15 protein-coding genes are annotated in these 20,870 nt (G+C 64.8%); 5 read left to right on the forward strand and 10 right to left on the reverse strand.

The window, feature by feature from the left end:
- Positions 1-116 precede the first annotated feature (116 nt).
- Complete coding sequence (pstS, locus tag DA1_RS27035) at positions 117-1,157, reverse strand: phosphate ABC transporter substrate-binding protein PstS (protein WP_012206717.1); 1,041 nt, start codon at positions 1,155-1,157, stop codon at positions 117-119.
- 245 nt (positions 1,158-1,402) lie between these two features.
- On the opposite strand from pstS, the gene DA1_RS27040 reads away from it, so the two are divergent.
- Entirely contained in the window at positions 1,403-2,887 is a 1,485-nt protein-coding gene (locus DA1_RS27040) for a Ppx/GppA phosphatase family protein (protein ID WP_034396137.1), read from the forward strand.
- Positions 2,888-2,955: 68 nt separating this feature from the next.
- Here DA1_RS27040 and ppk1 read toward each other — a convergent pair whose 3' ends face one another.
- On the reverse strand, positions 2,956-5,403 hold the full coding sequence (gene ppk1, locus DA1_RS27045; RefSeq protein WP_034396140.1) for a polyphosphate kinase 1: 2,448 nt from the start codon (positions 5,401-5,403) through the stop codon (positions 2,956-2,958).
- Between the two features lie 212 nt (positions 5,404-5,615).
- On the opposite strand from ppk1, the gene DA1_RS27050 reads away from it, so the two are divergent.
- Together DA1_RS27050 and DA1_RS27055 are read left to right on the forward strand one after the other, a co-directional pair.
- Positions 5,616-6,596: a Ppx/GppA family phosphatase gene (locus DA1_RS27050; RefSeq protein WP_034396142.1), complete on the forward strand. Its 981-nt coding sequence runs from the start codon at positions 5,616-5,618 to the stop codon at positions 6,594-6,596.
- Positions 6,597-6,715: 119 nt separating this feature from the next.
- On the forward strand, positions 6,716-8,569 hold the full coding sequence (locus DA1_RS27055; protein WP_034396146.1) for an EAL domain-containing protein: 1,854 nt from the start codon (positions 6,716-6,718) through the stop codon (positions 8,567-8,569).
- 108 nt (positions 8,570-8,677) lie between these two features.
- Here DA1_RS27055 and glmM read toward each other — a convergent pair whose 3' ends face one another.
- The 4 genes from glmM to DA1_RS27075 form a co-directional block, all read right to left on the reverse strand.
- Complete coding sequence (gene glmM, locus DA1_RS27060) at positions 8,678-10,021, reverse strand: phosphoglucosamine mutase (protein ID WP_034396150.1); 1,344 nt, start codon at positions 10,019-10,021, stop codon at positions 8,678-8,680.
- 16 nt (positions 10,022-10,037) lie between these two features.
- Positions 10,038-10,874, reverse strand: a complete 837-nt coding sequence (folP, locus tag DA1_RS27065; protein WP_034396153.1) for a dihydropteroate synthase — start codon at positions 10,872-10,874, stop codon at positions 10,038-10,040.
- A 142-nt stretch (positions 10,875-11,016) separates the two neighbouring features.
- Positions 11,017-12,939, reverse strand: coding sequence for an ATP-dependent zinc metalloprotease FtsH (gene ftsH / locus DA1_RS27070; RefSeq protein WP_016447469.1), 1,923 nt, complete (start codon positions 12,937-12,939; stop codon positions 11,017-11,019).
- Positions 12,940-13,109: 170 nt separating this feature from the next.
- A complete protein-coding gene (locus DA1_RS27075) occupies positions 13,110-13,763 on the reverse strand; it encodes an RlmE family RNA methyltransferase (protein ID WP_012206725.1) in 654 nt (217 codons plus the stop codon).
- A gap of 31 nt (positions 13,764-13,794) precedes the next feature.
- On the opposite strand from DA1_RS27075, the gene DA1_RS27080 reads away from it, so the two are divergent.
- Both DA1_RS27080 and DA1_RS27085 read left to right on the forward strand, forming a co-directional pair.
- Positions 13,795-14,268, forward strand: a complete 474-nt coding sequence (locus tag DA1_RS27080; RefSeq protein ID WP_012206726.1) for a YhbY family RNA-binding protein — start codon at positions 13,795-13,797, stop codon at positions 14,266-14,268.
- A 13-nt stretch (positions 14,269-14,281) separates the two neighbouring features.
- Entirely contained in the window at positions 14,282-15,076 is a 795-nt protein-coding gene (locus DA1_RS27085; protein WP_013801461.1) for a hypothetical protein, read from the forward strand.
- A gap of 76 nt (positions 15,077-15,152) precedes the next feature.
- Here DA1_RS27085 and DA1_RS27090 read toward each other — a convergent pair whose 3' ends face one another.
- From DA1_RS27090 to carA, 4 genes are all read right to left on the reverse strand, one after another.
- Positions 15,153-15,596 (reverse strand): DUF4149 domain-containing protein, encoded by a 444-nt coding sequence (locus DA1_RS27090; protein WP_034396156.1) that lies wholly within the window; start codon positions 15,594-15,596, stop codon positions 15,153-15,155.
- 44 nt (positions 15,597-15,640) lie between these two features.
- On the reverse strand, positions 15,641-16,117 hold the full coding sequence (greA, locus tag DA1_RS27095; protein WP_012206729.1) for a transcription elongation factor GreA: 477 nt from the start codon (positions 16,115-16,117) through the stop codon (positions 15,641-15,643).
- Positions 16,118-16,371: 254 nt separating this feature from the next.
- Complete coding sequence (carB, locus tag DA1_RS27100) at positions 16,372-19,620, reverse strand: carbamoyl-phosphate synthase large subunit (protein WP_034396158.1); 3,249 nt, start codon at positions 19,618-19,620, stop codon at positions 16,372-16,374.
- Positions 19,613-20,785 carry a glutamine-hydrolyzing carbamoyl-phosphate synthase small subunit gene (gene carA / locus DA1_RS27105; protein ID WP_016447475.1) on the reverse strand — a complete coding sequence of 391 codons (1,173 nt, stop codon included), beginning with the start codon at positions 20,783-20,785 and terminating at the stop codon, positions 19,613-19,615. The genes carB and carA overlap by 8 nt, the downstream gene beginning before the upstream one ends.
- Between the last annotated feature and the right edge of the window lie 85 nt (positions 20,786-20,870).

Genomic DNA, 20,870 nt, shown 5'->3' on the forward strand with positions numbered 1-20,870 from the left:
AGCGAGTTCGAGGGCGACGTTGTGGACACGTGAGGCGCCTTTATTCGCGGTTTGTGGGGAGATCAGGGGGGCCATGATGCACCTGCCGGCGGTGCGCCACGGCCCCTTTTCAGGGTTTACTTCAGGGAAATCGCGGTACCCGAGGCGTCCTTGACTTGACCCCAGGATTGGAAGATCACGTTCTTGACGGCGTCAGGCATGGGCACGTAGTCCAGGTCGGTGGCGGTCTTGTCGCCGGACTTGTAGGCCCACTCGAAGAACTTCAGCGAGGCAGCGGCCTGTGCGGGCTTGTCCTGGGCCTTGTGCATGATGATGAACGTGGCCGAGGTGATGGGCCATGCATCCTTGCCGGGCTGGTTGGTCAGGATCTGGTAGAAGCTCTTGGCCCAGTCGGCACCGGCGGCAGCGGCCTTGAAGGTGGCGTCGTCGGGCGACACGAAGGCGCCGCCAGCGGTCTGCAGTTGCGTGTAGGTCAGCTTGTTTTGCTTGACATAGGCGTACTCGACGTAGCCGATGGAGTTGGGCAGGCGGCCCACGAAGGCGGCCACGCCTTCATTGCCCTTGCCGCCGGCACCTGTGGGCCAGTTCACGGCCTTGCCTTCGCCAACCTTTTCCTTCCACTCGGCATTGACCTTGGACAGGTAGTTTGTGAAGCCGAAGGTGGTGCCCGAGCCGTCAGCACGGCGTACGGGAGCGATGGTGGCGTCAGGCAGGGTCACGCCGGGGTTCAGGGCCTTGATGGCCTCGTCGTTCCACTTGGTGATCTTGCCCAGGTAGATGTCACCCAGCACCTGGCCGGTCAGTTTGAGCTGGCCGGGCTGGATGCCCTTGATATTGACCACGGGCACGATGCCGCCGATCACGGTGGGGAATTGCACCAGACCCTTCTTGGCCAGTTCGTCGTCCTTGAGCGGCTCGTCCGAAGCACCGAAGTCCACGGTCTTGGCTTCGATCTGCTTGATGCCGGCGCTGGAGCCCACGGACTGGTAGTTGATCTTCACGCCGGTGGCCTTGTGGTAATCGGCGGCCCACTTCGAGTACAGCGGCGCAGGGAAGCTGGCGCCGGCGCCGGTGGCTTCCTGCTGGGCCAGGGCCTGGCCCATACCGCCCGCAGACAGAGCACCAGCCACCAGAATGTGAATCACAGACAACTTCATGTACAGACCTCTTAGGGGTTGAAAGATGCGATGACTGGACTGTAAGAAGGCTTTGTGACATTGATATGACACAGAGAAAAGGCGTCACAAATGCTGGGCCATAGTCTGTAAGACCCAGGTCATCGCGGTGTCACAATTCCGTCTTAGTCTTGTGCCTCGCACGAGCTGGCACCAGACAAGCGCAGCCCTGCCACCCGGCACCGCTGTGCACTCCTGCTCGACGAATCTTGATTGGCGTTTCTTTCATGGCACCAGAATCCCTGCTCGCCGCCGTTGACCTCGGATCCAACAGCTTTCGCCTAGAAATAGGCCGCGTCGGCAGCCACCAGCGCATAGAGCGCGTGGAATATCTCAAGGAGACCGTGCGCCAGGGCAATGGGCTCAACGAGCACCATGAGCTGACCGACGAGGCCATGCAACGCGGCTGGGACTGCCTGGCACGCTTTGGCGAGCGCCTGGCCGGCTTTCCTGCCGACCAGGTCCGCGCCGTGGCCACCCAAACCCTGCGGGAGGCCCGCAACCGCGATGTCTTCATCGCACGCGGCAGCGCCCTGCTGGGCTTTCCCATCGAGGTCATCTCGGGCGAGGAAGAGGCCCGGCTGATCTATCGCGGCGTCTCCAGCCTGTTGCCTCCCTCGCAGCAGCGGCGCCTGGTGGTGGACATTGGCGGCCGCTCGACCGAAGTCATCATCGGCCAGCATGGCGAGGCGCGCCAAGTGGCCTCCTACCCCATAGGCAGCGTCGCCTGGAGCACGCAGTTCTTTGGCGAAGGCACGCTGTCGCGCGCACATTTCTCGGCCGCCATCAAGGCCGCGCAGGCGGCCCTCACCCAGACCGTCTCGGCCTACCCGGCCACTGCATGGGACTGCGCCTATGCCTCGTCGGGCACGGCCAACGCCGTGGGCGACATCCTGGCTGCCAACGGATATTCCGGCGGGCTGATCACGCCCGACAGCCTGCGCTGGCTGCATGAGCAGCTGATGGAGGCCGGCCATGTGGACCGCATCCGGCTGGCCGGACTCAAGGAAGACCGCCGCGCCGTCATCGCCGGAGGCCTGAGCATCCTGATTGCGGCCCTGGGCCTGCTGGGCATCAATGAACTGGAAGTCGCCCAGGGCGCGCTGCGCCAGGGCGTTTTGCACGACCTGCTGGAGCACGAGCCCCCCGCCGACCGCGAGGCAGCCGAAATTGCCGCACTGCAGCAGGACTTCGGCATTGACGCCGCGCATGCGCTGCGCGTGCGCAAGGTGGCACGCTGGGCCTGGCAATCGCTGCACGCGCAACAACCGCCCGATGTCCTGTCCACGCATGCACTGGACACGGCTGCCAGCCTGCACGAGATCGGCATGCGCATCTCCCTGAGCGCCTACCACCGGCACGGCGCCTACATCACCGAGCACTGCGGTGCCGCGACATGGCCTGTGGAGCTGCGCGCGCGCATCACCCAGCTCGTGCTCGGCCACCAGGGCAAGCTGCGCAAGCTGGAAGCCGCCATCGAGGACCAGGCCGTGGCCTGGCCCCTGCTGGCACTGCGGCTGGCCGTGCAGCTGTGCCATGCCCGGCGTGACCCCGATCTGCAGGGCATGCGCCTGCATCGCTCGGACAGCGTCTTTCACCTGACCGTGCCGGAAGGCTGGGCCAAAAGCTATCCCCAGTCCGCCCAGCTGCTGCGCACCGAGGCCGTGGCCTGGCAGAAGACGCCCTGGACCTTGCAGCTGCATCTGCACTGAGCACGGCCACCCGCTTCGGCTTGTGGCGGGATGGCGCGGGGCGGCCGGCGCGCCGGCCGTGACGCAGCTCAGACCTGGGGGCCGTAGCGCTCCATCAAGGCGCGCTGCGCACCCAGGCCCGTGGTCGGATAGGGTGCACGCTGGTAGGCACCGTTGGCCTCCAGGGTCCAGGCATCGCGGTTGTCATACAGGCCAGCGACCAGGCATTCGTCTATCACCTGCTGGCGCAGCACGGGGTCGCGCACGGGCCAGGCCAGTTCCACCCGGCGCATCATGTTGCGGTTCATCCAGTCGGCGCTGGACAGCAGCAGCTCCTGCTGCTTGCCCCAGGCAAAGTAGAAGACGCGCGAGTGCTCCAGGAAACGGCCGATGATGGAGCGCACGCGGATGTTGTCGGTCCAGCCCTTGCGCTGCGGCGGCAGCATGCAGGCACTGCGCACGATGAGATCGATGCGCGCGCCCTGCTGGCCGGCACGCACCAGGGCCTGCATGAGCAGTTCGTCGGTCAGCGCATTCATCTTGAGCACGATGCGCGCCTCTTCGCCGCGCTGCGCCGCCTCGCCCACCTGGTTGATCAGCGCCAGCATGCGGTCGTGCAGCTGGAACGGCGCAATCACCAGCTGGTGCAGCTTGGGCAGGCGGTTGTGGCTGGACAGGTGGCTGAATACGGCATCCATATCGGCCGTGATCTGCGCATCGCAGGTCAGCTGGCTGATGTCCGTGTACAGGCGCGCCGTGCGCACGTTGTAATTGCCGGTGGACAGGTGTCCATAGCGCTTGAGCTGTCCGCTGCGCTTTTCGCGGCGCGTGATCAGCAGCATCTTGGCGTGCGTCTTCAGGCCCAGCACGCCGTAGACCACCTGGGCGCCCAGGGCCTCCAGCTTCTCGGCGGAGTTGATGTTGGCCTCTTCGTCAAAGCGGGCCTTGAGCTCCAGCACGGCCAGCACCTCCTTGCCGCGGCGCACGGCCTCGGCCAGCAACTGCATGATTTCGGAGTCGGACCCGGTGCGGTAGATGGTCTGCTTGATGGCCAGCACCTCGGGGTCGTTGACGGCCTCGCGCAGCAGCTCCAGCACGCCGTCGAAGCTCTCGAAAGGCTGGTGGATCAGCACATCACGCTTGCGGATCTGGGCCATCACCGAGCGGCCCGGCTGCAGCTGGCGCGGCCATGCCGGCCGCCACGGCGGGAACAGCAGTGCGGGGTCATCGACCAGATCGACCAGCTGCGACTGGCGCACCAGGTTCACGGGCCCCTTGACGCGGAACAGTGCCTCGGTCGGCAGGCCGAACTGGCCCAGCAGCAGGTCGGACAACATGGGCGAGCAGGCAAAGGACACCTCCAGCCGCACGGCCTGGCCGTAGTGGCGGTGGTGCAGACCCTGGCGCAGCGCCATGCGCAGGTCGCTGACATCGTCCTCATCCACCGCCAGGTCCGAATGGCGGGTGACACGGAATTGCGCGAACTCCGCCACCTCACGCCCCGGGAACAGCTCGACCAGATGGGCGCGCACGATGCTGGAGATGCTCACGAACAGGCGCTGCTTGCCCGCGATCTTCTCCGGCAGGCGCACCAGGCGAGGCAAGGCACGCGGGACCTTGACGATGGCCACCTCGTTGGCGCGGCCAAAGGCATCGACACCCTTGAGGCGCACGATGAAGTTCAGCGCCTTGTTGGCCACCTGGGGAAATGGATGGGATGGGTCCAGGCCCACCGGCATGAGCAGGGGCTGGACTTCGCGCAGAAAGTATTCGCGCACCCATTTGCGCTGGGCGCTGCTGCGCTCGCCATGGGAGACCACGCGTATGCCCTGCCCCGCAAAGGCAGGAATCAGCGATTGGTTGTACAGCGTGTACTGGCGCAATACCAGCTCATGCGCCTTGTCCATCAGCGAACGAAAGCTCTGCAGCGTATACAGACCCTTGGCGTCGCCTGCCTTGGCCGCCGTCACATGGGGGGCGCAGCGCACCTCGAACCATTCGTCGAGATTGGAAGAGACGATGCACAGGTAGCGCAGCCGCTCCAGCAGCGGCACATCCTCGCGCACAGCCCAGTCCAGCACGCGTTCGTTGAACGCCAGGATGCAATGGTCGCGGTCCAGAAACTGTTGTTGCTGCTGCTGTTGCACTTCACCGCTTTCGGCTGTGGCGTACAGGCCAGTGTATGCCGCGGCGACCAGCCCCGCAGCAGAGACCGGGGCAGACGCTGGCATCGCCTGGCCCTGCAATTCCAGCAGGGCGGTGGAAAGGCTTTTGGCCAGGGGCATCATCGGGACATTCAAGGGTGCAGAGACGGGTATGGGCGCTGTCTCGCGGGCCATGCCCAGCGAGGCCGGCCCTGCGGGCATGGTGCGCAGCCCCTGTTCATGTTCTGGTTCGGCAGGCGCGGCAGAGGCGCTGGCGGGAATCGGCGTGAATGTCTGGGGCATGGATGCAGGGGCCCGGCCTGTGCAGGACCCGGTAGTCACCCCGTGGACCGGGGATTCGGGCAGTCTGCCCCGGGTTTGTGACATGTTCATGACATAAATCCCGCCCACGCATGACACCTGTCATACAAGCGACTTCCGGCAAGGAATGGCTGCGCTGTCGCTGTCATGCAAAGGTCATGACCAGGTCACGCAGCCACGAGGGCCACGCTGTATCGCCAGGGTGCTAAGCTCACTGCCATCCCCCTGGATGGCGTTGGCTGCTGCAAACCTGCCGCAGCCGTGTCGTCGTCCGCCTTTCGCGCATGCCCTCTTCCAATCCCCCCGAAAGCCGCCTGGCCGCCATCGACATTGGCTCCAACAGCTGCCTGCTGGCCATGGCCCGCAGCGACGGCGCAAAGGTACAGCTGTTCAGCCACCGCAAGGAAGCCATACGCCTGGGCAGCGCCCTGGACGAACAGGGAGCCCTGAGCCTGGAGGCCATGCAGCGTGGCTGGGCCTGCCTGGAGCGCTATGCGCAGGTGCTGGGCGACCTGCCCCGCCACCGCGTTCGTGCCGTGGCCACGCAGACGCTGAGAGAGGCATCGAACCGCCAGGTCTTCCTGGACGAGGGCCAGCGCATCCTGGGCTGCTCCATCGAAGTCATCGACGGCGAGGAAGAAGCACGCCTGATCTATCGCGGCGTCGCCCAGTTGCTGCCGCCCGGTCCCCAGCGGCGGCTGGTGGTGGACATCGGTGGCCGATCGACCGAGCTGTGCCTTGGCCAGCAGCGGCAGGTGCTGCAGGCACGCTCCTTCGCTTTCGGCAGCGTGACCTGGGCATTGCGCCACTTTCCCGATGGAGAGCTGTCGGCCCAGGCACTGTCCCAGGCCGAAGCGGCGGTGGCCGACATCATTGCGCCCGAAGCCGCGCGGTTTGCCGCCGGGCAGTGGAGCCATGCCTATGGGTCCTCCGGCACGGCCGGTGCCATCGTCAAGGTGCTGGCCCATGCACCCGATGGCACGGCCGGCTGGATCACGCGGCAGGGACTGGACTGGCTGCAGGCGCAGTTGCTGCGTGCAGGGCATGTCAGCCGCGTGAACATGGACGGGCTCAAGGAAGAACTGCGCCCCATGATCGGCGGCGGCATGAGCGTGATGCGGGCGATCTTCTCCAGCCTGGGCATCGAGCGCATGCGCGTGACGCATGGCGCCCTGCGGCATGGCGTGCTGTATGAGCTGGCCGATCGGCTGGATGCCGAAGCCTCCGGAAAACGCAGGCGCAGGCAAGTTGCACCCGGCCCGTGACGGCCCATGATGGCCCAGGCCCTGCTTGCGTCAGGGAAGGCCGATAGAGTGTTTTTCGCACAAGTGCTACACTTTGTAAGCTTCCCACCCTCCCTTCATTACCGCCCCACCGCTTCGCCATGTCCGCGCCGACGATTGCGTACGACCCTGTACTCGAACGTCCGTCTTCGATGATGGCGGCGTCCCTGCAACGCAGCCTGCGCGAGCAGCAGGCCCTGCTCGACAATGCCGGCGTCGGCATCGTCTTCATTCGCCAACGCGTCATCGTCCGCTGCAACCAGTGCTACGCAGACATCTTCGGCTACGCGGGCGAGCATGCGCTCGTGGGCATCAACAGCGAACACCTGCATCCCAGCCGCGATGAGCTGCGCAGCCTGGGACGCGAGGCCTACCGCACGCTGAGCGCCGGCCTGTCCTTTCGCACGCAGCGCCGCCTGCGCCGCAAGGACGGCAGCCTGTTCTGGGGAGAGCTCACGGGGCGGCTCATCAATCCGGGCGATGCGCGCGAGGGATCGATCTGGATCGTGAGCGATATCGACGACCGCCTGCGTGCCCAGCAGGCCCTGAGCCAGGCCCACGAGCTGCTGGAGCAGCAGGTGCGCGACCGCACACGCGAACTCAGCGCCACGGTGGAGAACCTGCACCGGGAGATTGCCGACCGCAAGCTGGACCAGGAACGCATCTACTGGATGGCGCACTACGACGCGCTCACCGGCCTGCCCAACCGCACGCTGCTGGCCGAGCGCAGTGCCCGCGCCATCGAGCTGGCCAAGGCCAACGACACGCCGCTGGCCGTGATGTTCCTGGACCTGGACCACTTCAAGCATGTCAATGATTCGCTGGGTCATCGCGTGGGCGATGCCCTGCTGGTGGAGATTGCCCGCCGCCTGCGTGCCGTCGTGCGCGACCGCGATACGGTGGCCCGCATCGGCGGCGACGAATTCGTGCTGCTGCTGCCCGGCGCTAATGCCCAGGGCGCGGCCCGCGTGGCCGGCAAGCTGCAGGAGGCGTCGCGCCAGGCCTACCAGATCGACCGCCATGAGCTGACCATTGCGCCGTCCATGGGCATTGCGCTGTACCCGCGCGACGGCCACGACATCGACTCGCTGACACAGGCCGCCGACGCGGCCATGTACCACGCCAAGCAGGCCGGTCGCAACACCTACCGCTTCTTCACGCCGCAGATGCAGGCCCAGTCCCTGCGCGCCCTGCAGCTGGAGAACGCGCTGCGCCGGGCGCTGGAGCGCAATCAGCTGTATCTGCACTATCAGCCGCAGATCACGCTGAGCACCGGCCGCGTGCGCAGCGTGGAGGCGCTGCTGCGCTGGGAGCACCCGGAACTGGGCTCGGTCTCACCGGCCGAGTTCATTCCCGTGGCCGAGGACAGTGGCCAGATCCTGCAGATCGGCGAATGGGTGCTGCGCAGCGCCATGCAGCAGTTGCAGGTCTGGCGCAATGCGGGCCTGTGCGACCTGAAGGTGGCCGTGAATCTTTCGGCCATCCAGTTCCATCAGCAGCAACTGCCCGAGATCATCAACCGCATCCTGCTCGACAGCGACCTGCCGGCCGATTCGCTGGAGCTGGAGCTGACCGAGGGCGTTGCCATCCATGATCCGCGCCAGGCGACAGCCACCATGGACCGGCTGCGCGAGCACGGCGTGCGCCTGGCCATGGATGACTTCGGCACCGGCTATTCATCCCTGAGCCAGCTCAAGCGCTTTCAGATCTACAAGCTCAAGATCGACCAGTCCTTCATCCAGGATCTGGACCACGACAGCAACGACCGCGCCATTGTCAGCGCCATCATCCGCATGGCCCAGGCCCTGGGCATGCAGACCACGGCCGAGGGCGTGGAGACCGAGGCGCAGCTGGAGTTCCTGCGCGAGCAGGGCTGCGATGAAGCCCAGGGCTACCATTTCAGCCGCCCGCTGGCACCTGAGGCGCTGGAGTCCTTCTTGCGCAGCCAGGGCTGACCGGGCCGCATCACCGCGCGCATCGCATCACCTCGCGCACCGGAATCCAGACGAAAAAAAGCCGAGGCATGAAGCCTCGGCCTTCCATGCACAGGAGCGCGCAACCGCTCAGGCAACCGGCGAATTCTTGGCCACGCTGGCCAGGCGCTCGGCACAGCGGCTGGCCTGATCGCCATCGCGCGCCTCCACCATCACGCGCAGCAAAGGCTCGGTGCCGCTGGCGCGGATGAGCACACGCCCGGTATCGCCCAGCTCGGCCTTGACGGCCTCGGTGGCCTCTTCCAATTGGGTGTTGCGCTTCCAGTCCTGGCCCGGCTGCAGCCGCACGTTGAGCAGCACCTGGGGAAACAGCTGCACGGACGACAGCCACTGCGACAGGCTCTTGCCCGAGCGCACGCAGGCCTGCAGCACCTGCAGTGCGCTGACCAGGCCGTCGCCCGTGGTGTGCTTGTCCAGCGCCAGCAAATGGCCCGAGCCCTCACCGCCCAGGGTCCAGCCCTGGCGGTGCAACTCTTCCAGCACATAGCGGTCGCCCACCTTGGCACGCACAAAGCCCACGCCCTGGGACTTCAGCGCCACCTCCACGGCCATATTGGTCATCAGTGTGCCCACGGCGCCCGGCACGGCCTCGCCGCGCGCCAGCCGGTCGGCCGCCATCAGATACAGCAGCTCGTCGCCGTTGTAGAGCCGCCCTGCCGCATCGACCAGCAGTAGCCGGTCGGCATCGCCATCCAGCGCCACGCCGAAATCGGCCTTGTTGGCGCGCACGGCCAGCACCAGAGCCTCGGGGTGCGTGGCACCCACGTCTTCGTTGATGTTCAGTCCATCGGGCGCACAGCCTATGGCCACCACATCGGCCCCCAGTTCATGGAAGACCTTGGGTGCGATCTGATAGGCCGCGCCATGGGCCGCATCGACAACGATCTTCACGCCCTTGAGCGTGAGTGCATGGTCAAAGGTGCTCTTGCAGAACTCGATGTAGCGCCCTGCCGCGTCTTCAAGGCGCCGGGCCTTTCCCAGAGCGGCAGAGTCGGCCCACACGGGATCTTCGGTCAAGGCCTGCTCGACCTCTTCCTCCCAGGCATCGGGCAGCTTGGTGCCCTGGGCGCTGAAGAACTTGATGCCGTTGTCGTAGTAAGGGTTGTGGCTGGCGCTGATGACCACGCCCAGGCTGGCGCGCTGGGCGCGCGTCAGGTAGGCCACGCCCGGGGTGGGCAGGGGACCGAGCAGCATCACGTCCACGCCGGCCGAGTTGAAGCCGGACTCCAGGGCACTTTCCAGCATGTAGCCCGAGATCCGGGTGTCCTTGCCGATCAGCACCATCGGGCGGGCTTCCTTGCGCCGCAGCACACGGCCCACGGCGTGCGCCAGGCGCAGCGCGAAATCGGGGGTGATGGGCGAGCGGCCCACCAGGCCGCGAATTCCATCGGTACCAAAATATGTGCGTGCCATAGTGCTCCTTTGTTGTTCAGTTGTTGTCGTGCATGGTCTGCCAGACCGTCAATGCCGCCACCGTATCTGCCACGTCGTGTACGCGCACCACGCGCGCACCCCGCTCCACTGCCAGCAGCGCCGCCGCCACACTGGGCACCATGCGCTGGCCCTGCGCAAGGCCACTGACCTGCCCGAGCGAGCCCTTGCGCGACCAGCCCGCCAGCAGCGGGAAGTCTAGGCCCAGCAATTCCTGCTGGCGCGCAAGCAGCGAAAAATTCTGTGCCACGCTTTTGCCGAAGCCGATGCCGTAGTCCCAGACAATGCGCTCGCGCGCCACGCCCCGAGCCAGCAGGGCATCGGTGTGCAACTGCAGGAAATCGCGCACGGCGGGCACGGCATCGCCTTGCATGGGCATGGTCTGCATGTCCTGCGGCGTGCCATGCATGTGCATGAGACAGATGCCGCAGCGCGGGTGCGCGGCCACCACCTGCTGCGCGCCCGGCTGGCGCAGCGCCCAGATGTCGTTGACGATGTCGGCCCCCAGATCCAGCACGGCCTGCATGACCTCGGGCTTGTAGGTATCGACGGAGACAGGCACGCCCAGTTCCACCGCGCCCTGCACCACGGGCAGCACGCGCCGCAATTCCTCGTCCAGCGGAACAGCCGGTGAGCCGGGCCTGGTGGACTCGCCACCGATATCGAGGATGTGCGCGCCCTCACTGACCAGTTGCTCTGCATGTCGCAAGGCCTGCTCCACCGTGTTGTGCCGCCCGCCGTCGGAAAACGAGTCGGGCGTCACATTGACGATGCCCATGACCAGTGGACGCTGAAGGTCTAGAACAAAGCGCGAAGTCTGCCATTGATGCGGCATGGGGTTTCCTGAAGGTAGGCGCTTGCCGGACGGGGCCCCTCGCTCGGCCACCGCTGTGGGCGATTGAACACATCCTGCAAGCAAAGCAAAAGGGCCCCTCGGGGCCCTTTGCATGGGATTGGCAGATTCTGCGGCAAGCAGATCAGGCCGTGGTGGGCGCAGGGTCGGCATCCACTGCCGGCGTGCCGCCGGACGAGTTGCCACCGTCGGAAGACGGCGGGTTGCGCGGCACCCAGTCCTTGGGAGGACGCGGCTCGCGGCCGGCCATGATGTCATCGAGTTGCTCGGCGTCGATGGTTTCCCAGTCGAGCATGGCCTTGGCCATGGCGTGCATCTTGTCGGAGTTGTCCTCGATCAGCTTGCGCGCCAGTCCGTACTGCTCGTCGATGATGCGGCGAACCTCCTGGTCCACCTTCTGCATCGTCTGCTCGCTCATGCTGTTGGTCTTGCTCATCGAGCGGCCCAGGAAAGGCTCGCCTTCCTGCTCCGCATAGACCATGGGACCCAGCGCGTCGGTCATGCCGTAGCGCGTGACCATGTCGCGTGCGATCTGCGTGGCCCGCTCGAAGTCATTGCTCGCGCCCGTGGTCATCTGGTTCATGAACACTTCTTCGGCAATGCGTCCACCGAACAGCATGGCGATCTGGTTGAGCATGAACTCCTTGTCGTAGGAGTAGCGGTCCTTCTCGGGCAGGCTCATCGTTACGCCCAGCGCACGGCCGCGGGGGATGATGGTGACCTTGTGCACGGGATCGCACTTGGGCAGCAGCTTGCCGATCAGCGCGTGGCCCGCCTCGTGGTAGGCCGTGTTGCGGCGCTCTTCCTCGGGCATGACCATGCTCTTGCGCTCGGGGCCCATGATGATCTTGTCCTTGGCCTTCTCGAAATCCTGCATCTCGACGGTACGCGCATTGCGGCGCGCGGCCATCAGGGCTGCTTCGTTGCAGAGGTTGGCCAGATCGGCGCCCGACATGCCGGGCGTGCCGCGGGCGATCACGCCCGGATTCACGTCCTGGCCGACAGGGATCTTGCGCATATGCACATTGAGGATCTGCTCGCGGCCGCGGATATCGGGCAGCGTCACATACACCTGGCGGTCGAAACGGCCGGGACGCAGCAGGGCGGCATCCAGGATGTCGGGACGGTTGGTCGCAGCCACGACGATCACGCCGAGGTTGGTCTCGAAGCCGTCCATCTCGACCAGCATCTGGTTCAGGGTCTGTTCACGCTCATCGTTGCCACCGCCCAGGCCTGCGCCGCGCTGGCGGCCCACGGCGTCGATTTCATCGATGAAGATGATGCAGGGTGCGTTCTTCTTGGCGTTCTCGAACATGTCGCGCACACGGGCCGCGCCCACGCCGACGAACATTTCCACGAAGTCGGAACCCGAGATGCTGAAGAACGGAACCTTGGCTTCACCAGCGATGGACTTGGCCAGCAGCGTCTTGCCGGTACCCGGAGGCCCGACCAGCAGCAGGCCACGCGGAATGCGGCCGCCGAGCTTCTGGAACTTGTTGGGGTCCTTGAGGAAGTCCACGACTTCCTTGACCTCTTCCTTGGCTTCGTCGCAGCCTGCAACGTCGGCAAAGGTCACGGTGTTGTTGTTCTCGTCCAGCATGCGCGCCTTGCTCTTGCCGAAGCTGAAAGCACCGCCCTTGCCGCCGCCCTGCATCTGGCGCATGAAGTACACCCACACGCCGATCAACAGCAGCATGGGGCCCCAGCTGACGAGCAGGGTCATCAGGACCGAGCCTTCTTCGCGGGGCTTGACGTCGAACTTGACGTTGTTGTTGATCAGGTCACCCACGAGCCCGCGATCCAGATAGGTGGCTGTGGTGCGCACCTTGCGGTCATCGTTGGTCGTGGCCACGATCTCGGTGCCGCCGGGGCTTTCCTGGATGGTGGCGCTCTTGATGCGGTTGCTGCGCACCTCTTCCAGGAACTCGGAGTAACCGACATGGGACGCGCCGGCGCCGCCACGGGTGTCAAATTGTTTGAACACCGTAAACAGCACCATGGCGATGACCAGCCAGACGGCAATTTTTGAAAACCACTGATTGTTCAAGCGGGGCTCCAATGGGGATACAGATAAAACGACTTCCAGCGTGCTCGAAGCGTATTTGCGGTCCATTTTAGGTGTTTCAAGCTGGCTGGTCGCCTATATCCCTCTATAGCAGCCATAGCTTGAATGCGGTCTTGACCCGCGTCAGGGCCGCGCCGGGCGGCTGCGCAGAGCTACTTGAGCCCCATGCCCACCAGAAACGTCTCCGAAGACTTGTCGCGCGAGGACTTGGGCTTGATCGGCTTGACCACCTTGAAGGTCTGCCGGAACAGCGCCACCAGGTCGTCGTAGGCCCCGCCGTGGAAGAGCTTCACGACCAAGGCCCCTTCAGGTTTCATATGGTGGATGGAGAAATCAACCGCCAGCTCCACCAGCAGCGCAATGCGCGCCGCGTCCGTCGTCCCGTTGCCCGACAGGTTGGGAGCCATGTCGGAGACCACCACATCGGCCTTGCCACCGCCCAGCGCCTCCTGAAGCTGCGCCAGCACCGGCTCCTCGCGAAAATCGCCCAGAATGAACTGCACGCCTTCGATGGGCTCCATGGGCAGCAGATCCAGCGAGATGATCCGGCCATTGAGCGCGCCCACCGCCGCGCCTTCTGGCGACAGGCAGCGGCGCACATACTGGCTCCACGCCCCTGGCGTAGAGCCCAGATCCACCACCGTGGCACCCGGCCGGATGAGCTTGAGCTGCTCGTCGATCTCCTTGAGTTTGTAGGCCGCGCGAGCGCGGTAGCCGTCCTTCTGGGCGGCTTTGACGTAAGGATCGTTGACGTGGCTGTTGAGCCAAGCCTTGTTGACCTTCTTGCTTTTTGTGTTGACTTTCATGCTGGATTCTTTCAGCCTCGATAATACGGCCATGCCCCAAATTCAATTGACTCCCGCCGAGCGCCGGGAACACCGCGCCAACGCACACCACCTGGACCCCGTGGTCCTCATCGGAGGTGACGGCCTGACGGCTGCCGTGCAAAAGGAGGTCAACGCCGGCCTTAACGCACATGGCCTGATCAAGGTCCGTGTCTTCAACGACGACCGCGCCGCACGCGAGCAGATGTATCTGCAGCTGTGCGACGAACTTGGCGCTGCACCCATTCAACATATCGGCAAGCTGCTGGTGCTCTGGCGCCCCATGCCGGAAAAGGAAAAAGCCATCGACGAGAACCGCATGCCCGGTCCTCGCGATGTCAAGCTGCTCAAGTTCAGCAAGCGCTCCGGCCAAAAGCCCGAGGTCAAGCAGATCCGCGTGCTGGGCAACCAGCGCCTGACGGCAGGTGGCCAGGTCAAGCGCGCCAAGCCCAAGCAAAAGTCGGTCAAGAAGCGCCAGGCAGACTGAGTCCGCCGCATCCATGACCGTAGCATCCCATGCCGCCAGCGTGGCCCAGGCCGCGCAACCGCCCTCCGCCTCCCCCTCTGCGCAGCAGCGCTTCGTGATCTGCATGAAGTGGGGCAAGAAGTACGGTCCGGAGTATGTCAACAGGCTCTACGCCATGGTGCGTCGGCATCTGAAGGGCGATTTTCGCCTTGTCTGCCTGACCGATGACGGCGTGGGGATTCGTGACGAAGTCGAATGCCTGCCCATTCCGCCGCTGAACCTGCCCGCCGGCATTCCCGAGCGCGGCTGGAACAAGCTGGCCACCTTCAGTGCCGACCTGCATGGCCTGCGCGGCACGGCGCTGTTTCTTGACGTGGACGTGGTCATCACCGGGCCGCTGGACGATTTTTTCACCGAGCCCGGCGAATTCCTGATCATCCACGACTACAAGCGTCCCTGGCGCATCACTGGCAATTCCTCGGTGTACCGCTTCGAGCTGGGTGCCCACCCCGAGGTACTGGACTACTTCCGCACGCATTTCGAAGAGATCCGCAGCAGCTTCCGCAACGAACAGGCCTACCTGTCCGACATGCTGCACAAGCAGGGCAAGCTCAAGTACTGGCCGCAGGCTTGGTGCCCCAGCTTCAAGTACCACTGCATTCCCGCATGGCCGACGAACTACTGGAAGCCGCCCTTCGTGCCGGATGGTGCACGCGTGGTGATCTTCCACGGAGAATGCAATCCGCCCGACGCGTTGGCCGGCCGGCGCAATCGGCGCTTTCGCTATATCCGGCCTGCTACCTGGGTGGCCGAGCACTGGCACGAGTGAGCAGCTCGGCCCACAAAAAACGCCCGCGCTTGCGGGCGTTTTCGTTTGGCATGGCGCCGAACCGGCAGGACCGGGCTCAGGCCATGGCCTCGGTTTTCGCCTGAGACGGACTGCCTATGCGCCACAGCACGACGAGCGCGCACAGCCACTGCAGCGCATACATCACCGTGCCCACGCTGTGCCACAGCTTGAGGTTGTCGCGTGCAACGATGCGCGGCGACACGCCGTACTGGACCAGAAATGCCAGCAGCATGCCTGCGATCACAAAGCCCAGACAGGCCTTGGCCCAGGGCTGCAGGACCTGCTCCTTGCTGCGCCGGGACAGGACCAGCAGCAGGGCCGCGCAGGCGATGGACACCCAGGTCTGCGCGGCAAACAGCTTGGCTGCCATGAAGCCCGCGACAGCCGGCGTGGGCAATTGGGCGAACAGCATGGGCACGGCCATGAAGCCGATGGCCGACAGGCTGCCCCACCACAGGGCGGCAGCCAGCAGGGGAATGCGCTCGTACAGGTTGCTCATGGGCTTAGGCCTTCCTCAATGATCGAGGCACAGGCGCCGACGCATCAGAGGTAGCGCACCGACACCACTTCATAGCGGCGCTCGCCGCCCGGTGCCTGCACGACGGCGGTATCGCCCTCTTCCTTGCCGATCAGCGCGCGCGCGATGGGGCTGGAGACGTTGATCAGGCCCAGCTTGAGATCGGCCTCGTCCTCGCCGACGATCTGGTACTTGACCGTGTCGCCGCTGTCTTCATCCTCGAGCTCCACCGTTGCACCGAAGACCACGCGGCCACCGGCATCCACGGAAGAGGGATCGATGATCTGGGCAGCCGACAGCTTGCTCTCGACCTCGGCAATGCGGCCTTCGATGAAGCCTTGGCGGTCCTTGGCGGCCTCGTATTCGGCGTTTTCGCTCAGGTCGCCCTGGGCACGTGCCTCGGCGATGGCCTGGATGATGGAGGGACGCTCCACGGTTTTCAGGCGGTGCAGTTCGTCCTTGAGCTTCTCGGCTCCGCGCTTGGTGATGGGAATGGTGGCCATTGAAAAGTCTCCATGTTCAGCGAACGCCGCGCGCTGCGCGGTTTCTTTGGTACAGGCGGGCCGGCGACTTTGCGGCTGGACCTGCACCCCAAAAGCAAACCGCCGCACGTTGCCGCGCGGCGGTTTCATCGAATGATTCGTTCCATTATGCCGTGTTTACCCACCCGAAATGGTGGGATAACCCGGCGGCACTGTCGGACAGTGCCGCTCGCTGCGCGCCATCAAAAAACAGGCGCAGCGGCAATGGAAGGATCTCAGGCAGCCTGCAGTTGGGCGTGCAATTCCTGGACCGAGTGCACGTCCATGTTGCCCATGGACTTCATGCCTTCGACGGCAGCTTCTGCACCGAAGATGGTCGTGAAGGTGGTCACACGCGCCAGCAGGGCGCTGGTACGGATGGCACGCGAGTCGGCGATGGCGTTGCGGCGCTCCTCCACCGTGTTGATGACCATGGCGATCTCGCCGTTCTTGATCATGTCCACGATGTGGGGGCGGCCCTCGGTCACCTTGTTGACGAGCTGCACCTCGATGCCGGCCTCGGAGATGGCCGCTGCCGTGCCGCGCGTGGCGCACAGCACAAAGCCCATCGCTGCCAGTTCCTTGGCCACGGCCACGGCACGCGGCTTGTCGGCGTTCTTCACGGTCAGGAAGACCTTGCCCTGGGTCGGCAGCGTGACGCCGGCGCCCAGTTGGCTCTTAACGAAGGCTTCGCCAAAGGTCTTGCCCACGCCCATGACTTCGCCGGTGGACTTCATCTCGGGGCCGAGGATGGTATCCACGCCAGGGAACTTCACGAACGGGAAGACGGCTTCCTTGACGCTGAAGTACGGCGGCGTGACTTCCTTGGTGATGCCCTGCTGGGCCAGCGTGTCGCCGGCCATGCAGCGCGCAGCCACCTTGGCCAGCTGGATGCCGGTGGCCTTGGAGACGAAGGGCACGGTGCGCGAGGCGCGCGGGTTGACTTCCAGCACGTAGATCACGTCGCCGTCGGCCGTTTCCTTGATGGCGAACTGCACGTTCATCAGGCCGACCACGCTCAGCGCGTTGGCCATGGCGGCAGTCTGGCGCTTGATCTCGGCCACGGTCTCGGGCTTGAGGTAGTAAGGCGGCAGCGAGCAGGCGGAATCGCCCGAATGCACGCCAGCCTGCTCGATGTGCTCCATCACGCCGCCGATGAAGACGGCGCCTTCGCGGTCGCGCACGCAGTCCACATCGCACTCGATGGCGTTGGACAGGAAGTGGTCCAGCAGCACGGGCGAGTCGTTGCTGACCTTGACGGCTTCGCGCATGTAGCGCTCCAGGTCGCGCTGCTCGTGCACGATTTCCATGGCACGGCCACCCAGCACGTAGCTGGGACGCACGACCAGGGGGTAGCCCAGGCCGGCCGCCTTTTCCAGCGCTTCGGGCTCGGTACGGGCCGTGGCATTGGGCGGCTGGCGCAGGCCCAGCTCATGCAGCAGCTTCTGGAAGCGCTCGCGGTCTTCGGCCGCGTCGATCATGTCGGGCGTGGTGCCGATGATGGGCACGCCTTCCTTTTCAAGACCCAGCGCAAGCTTCAGGGGCGTCTGGCCGCCGTACTGCACGATGACGCCAACAGGCTTCTCGACAGCCACGACTTCGAGCACGTCTTCCAGCGTCAGCGGCTCGAAGTACAGGCGGTCCGACGTGTCGTAGTCGGTGGACACGGTCTCGGGGTTGCAGTTGACCATGATGGTTTCATAGCCGTCCTCGCGCATGGCGAGCGCAGCATGCACGCAGCAGTAGTCGAACTCGATGCCCTGGCCGATGCGGTTCGGGCCACCGCCCAGCACCATGATCTTTTTCTTGTTCGTCGGCTCGGCTTCGCACTCCTCGTCATAGGTGGAGTACATGTAAGCCGTGTCGGTGGCGAACTCGGCAGCGCAGGTGTCCACACGCTTGAACACGGGGCGCACGCCCAGTGCCTTGCGCGCCTCGCGCACGGCCTTCTCATTGCTGTGCAGCAGCTTGGCCAGGCGACGGTCGGAGAAGCCCTTTTGCTTGAGCGTGCGCAGCGTGGTGGCGTCCAGTGCGGCCAGCGCGGCATCGCCCTTTTCCTCGTAGACCTGGTCCAGCTCGAGTTCGATCTTCACGATCTCTTCGATCTGCACGAGGAACCACTTGTCGATCTTGGTGATGTTGTGCACCTCGTCCAGCGTCCAGCCGGCAGCGAAGGCATCGCCCACATACCAGATGCGGTCCGGACCTGGCTCGCCGAGTTCCTTTTCGAGGATTTCGCGGTCCTGGGTCTTTTCGTTCATGCCGTCCACGCCGACTTCCAGGCCGCGCAGCGCCTTCTGGAAGGACTCCTGGAAGGTACGGCCAATGGCCATGACCTCGCCCACGGACTTCATCTGCGTGGTCAGGCGGTTGTCGGCAGCCGGGAACTTCTCGAACGCGAAACGCGGGATCTTGGTGACCACGTAATCGATCGAGGGCTCGAACGAAGCGGGCGTCTTGCCGCCCGTGATGTCGTTCTTGAGTTCGTCCAGCGTGTAGCCCACGGCCAGCTTGGCAGCAACCTTGGCGATGGGGAAGCCCGTGGCCTTGGAGGCCAGCGCCGAGGAACGCGACACGCGCGGGTTCATCTCGATGACGATCATGCGGCCGTCCTTCGGGTTCACCGAGAACTGCACGTTGGAGCCGCCCGTGTCCACACCGATCTCGCGCAGCACCGCCAGCGAGGCGTTGCGCATGATCTGGTATTCCTTGTCGGTCAGCGTCTGCGCGGGTGCCACGGTGATCGAGTCGCCGGTGTGCACGCCCATGGGGTCCAGGTTCTCGATGGAGCAGATGATGATGCAGTTGTCCGCCTTGTCGCGGACGACTTCCATCTCGTACTCCTTCCAGCCGAGCAGCGATTCCTCGATCAGCAGCTCGTTGGTCGGGGATGCTTCCAGCCCGCGCTTGCAGATGGTCTCGAACTCTTCGGGGTTGTAGGCAATGCCGCCGCCCGTGCCGCCCAGCGTGAAGCTGGGGCGGATGACGGTGGGAAAGCCCATTTCCTTTTGCACGGCCCAGGCTTCGTCCATCGAATGGGCGATGCCCGAGCGTGCCGAACCCAGGCCGATGCGCGTCATCGCATCCTTGAACTTGAGGCGGTCCTCGGCCTTGTCGATGGCCTCGGGCGTGGCGCCGATCAGCTCGACCTTGTACTTGTGCAGCACGCCGTTGCGCCACAGGTCCAGAGCGCAGTTCAGCGCGGTCTGGCCGCCCATGGTCGGCAGGATGGCGTCGGGACGCTCCTTGGCGATGATCTTCTCGACCGTCTGCCAGGTGATGGGCTCGATGTAGGTGACGTCGGCCGTGGCCGGGTCGGTCATGATCGTGGCAGGGTTGCTGTTGATCAGGATGACCTTGTAGCCCTCTTCGCGCAACGCCTTGCAGGCCTGCACGCCGGAGTAGTCAAACTCGCAGGCCTGGCCGATGACGATGGGACCGGCGCCAATGATCAGAATGCTTTTGAGGTCGGTGCGCTTAGGCATTTTTGTGTTTCTCCATCAGCGCCGTGAAGCGGTCAAACAGGTAGGCGATATCGTGCGGGCCGGGCGAAGCCTCGGGGTGGCCCTGGAAGCAGAACGCAGGCTTGTCCTTGTGCTCAAGGCCTTGCAGCGTGCCGTCGAACAGGCTGATGTGCGTGGCGCGCAGCGTGTCGGGCAGGGACTCCATCTCCACGGCAAAACCATGGTTCTGGCTGGTGATGCTGACCCGGCCGTTGTCCAGGTCCTTGACGGGGTGGTTGGCGCCGTGGTGGCTGTTGGCCATCTTGAAGGTCTTGGCGCCGGCGGCCAGGGCCATGATCTGGTGACCCAGGCAGATGCCGAAGACGGGCTTGCCGGACTCCACCAGTTCCTTGGTGGCGGCAATGGCGTAGTCGCAGGGCTCCGGGTCGCCAGGGCCGTTGGACAGGAAAACGCCGTCGGGGTTGAGTGCCAGCACATCCTTGGCAGGCGTCTTGGCCGGCACCACGGTCAGCTTGCAGCCGCGCTCGGCCAGCATGCGCAGGATGTTGAACTTCACGCCGAAGTCATAGGCCACCACATGGAAACGCGGGGCCTGCTGCTGGCCGTAGCCTTCGCCCAGCTTCCACTCGGTTTCCGTCCATTCGTACTGCTGGGCGGCGCTCACCACCTGGGCCAGATCCAGGCCCTTCATGCTGGGAGCCGCCTTGGCCGCAGCCAGTGCCTCGTCGATGCGCGCCTGGGTCACTTCTTCGCCAGCGGCCAAACCGACGATGGCGCCGTTTTGTGCGCCCTTGTCGCGCAGCAGCCGTGTGAGCTTGCGCGTGTCGATGTTGGCAATCGCCACCGTGCCGCTGCGCGTGAGGTAGTCGGGCAGGGTCTCGGACTTGCGGAAGTTGCTGGCCAGTAGCGGAAGGTTCTTGATGATCAGGCCCGCCGCATGGACCTTGCCAGCCTCGACATCCTCTGCGTTGACGCCGTAGTTGCCGATGTGCGGATACGTGAGCGTCACGATCTGCTGGCAGTAGCTGGGGTCGGTGAGGATTTCCTGGTAGCCGGTGATTGCCGTGTTGAAAACGACTTCACCAACCGTGGTGCCTTGCGCACCGATCGAGTTGCCAACAAAGACCGTGCCGTCTGCGAGCGCCAGGATGGCGGATGGGAATGCTCCCTTGAGAGACAAAAGCACTGGGTTCTCCGGTTCTAATTACGGTTACGCCCAGCGTGCCGCACGGACGGATCCGGGCGGGTTATAGCTTGTCTGCAGGGGGTGG

Source organism: Delftia acidovorans NBRC 14950 (assembly GCF_001598795.1).
Lineage (GTDB): Bacteria > Pseudomonadota > Gammaproteobacteria > Burkholderiales > Burkholderiaceae_C > Comamonas > Comamonas acidovorans.

Coding starts and splice junctions, on each gene's coding strand:
- DA1_RS27055 (WP_034396146.1), top strand. CDS start 6,716: ATGTCCGCGCCGACGATTGCGTACGACCCTGTACTCGAACGTCCGTCT.
- carB (WP_034396158.1), bottom strand. CDS start 19,620: ATGCCTAAGCGCACCGACCTCAAAAGCATTCTGATCATTGGCGCCGGT.
- DA1_RS27075 (WP_012206725.1), bottom strand. CDS start 13,763: ATGAAAGTCAACACAAAAAGCAAGAAGGTCAACAAGGCTTGGCTCAAC.
- pstS (WP_012206717.1), bottom strand. CDS start 1,157: ATGAAGTTGTCTGTGATTCACATTCTGGTGGCTGGTGCTCTGTCTGCG.
- DA1_RS27090 (WP_034396156.1), bottom strand. CDS start 15,596: ATGAGCAACCTGTACGAGCGCATTCCCCTGCTGGCTGCCGCCCTGTGG.
- glmM (WP_034396150.1), bottom strand. CDS start 10,021: ATGGCACGCACATATTTTGGTACCGATGGAATTCGCGGCCTGGTGGGC.
- greA (WP_012206729.1), bottom strand. CDS start 16,117: ATGGCCACCATTCCCATCACCAAGCGCGGAGCCGAGAAGCTCAAGGAC.
- DA1_RS27040 (WP_034396137.1), top strand. CDS start 1,403: ATGGCACCAGAATCCCTGCTCGCCGCCGTTGACCTCGGATCCAACAGC.
- DA1_RS27050 (WP_034396142.1), top strand. CDS start 5,616: ATGCCCTCTTCCAATCCCCCCGAAAGCCGCCTGGCCGCCATCGACATT.
- folP (WP_034396153.1), bottom strand. CDS start 10,874: ATGCCGCATCAATGGCAGACTTCGCGCTTTGTTCTAGACCTTCAGCGT.
- DA1_RS27080 (WP_012206726.1), top strand. CDS start 13,795: ATGCCCCAAATTCAATTGACTCCCGCCGAGCGCCGGGAACACCGCGCC.
- DA1_RS27085 (WP_013801461.1), top strand. CDS start 14,282: ATGACCGTAGCATCCCATGCCGCCAGCGTGGCCCAGGCCGCGCAACCG.
- ppk1 (WP_034396140.1), bottom strand. CDS start 5,403: ATGAACATGTCACAAACCCGGGGCAGACTGCCCGAATCCCCGGTCCAC.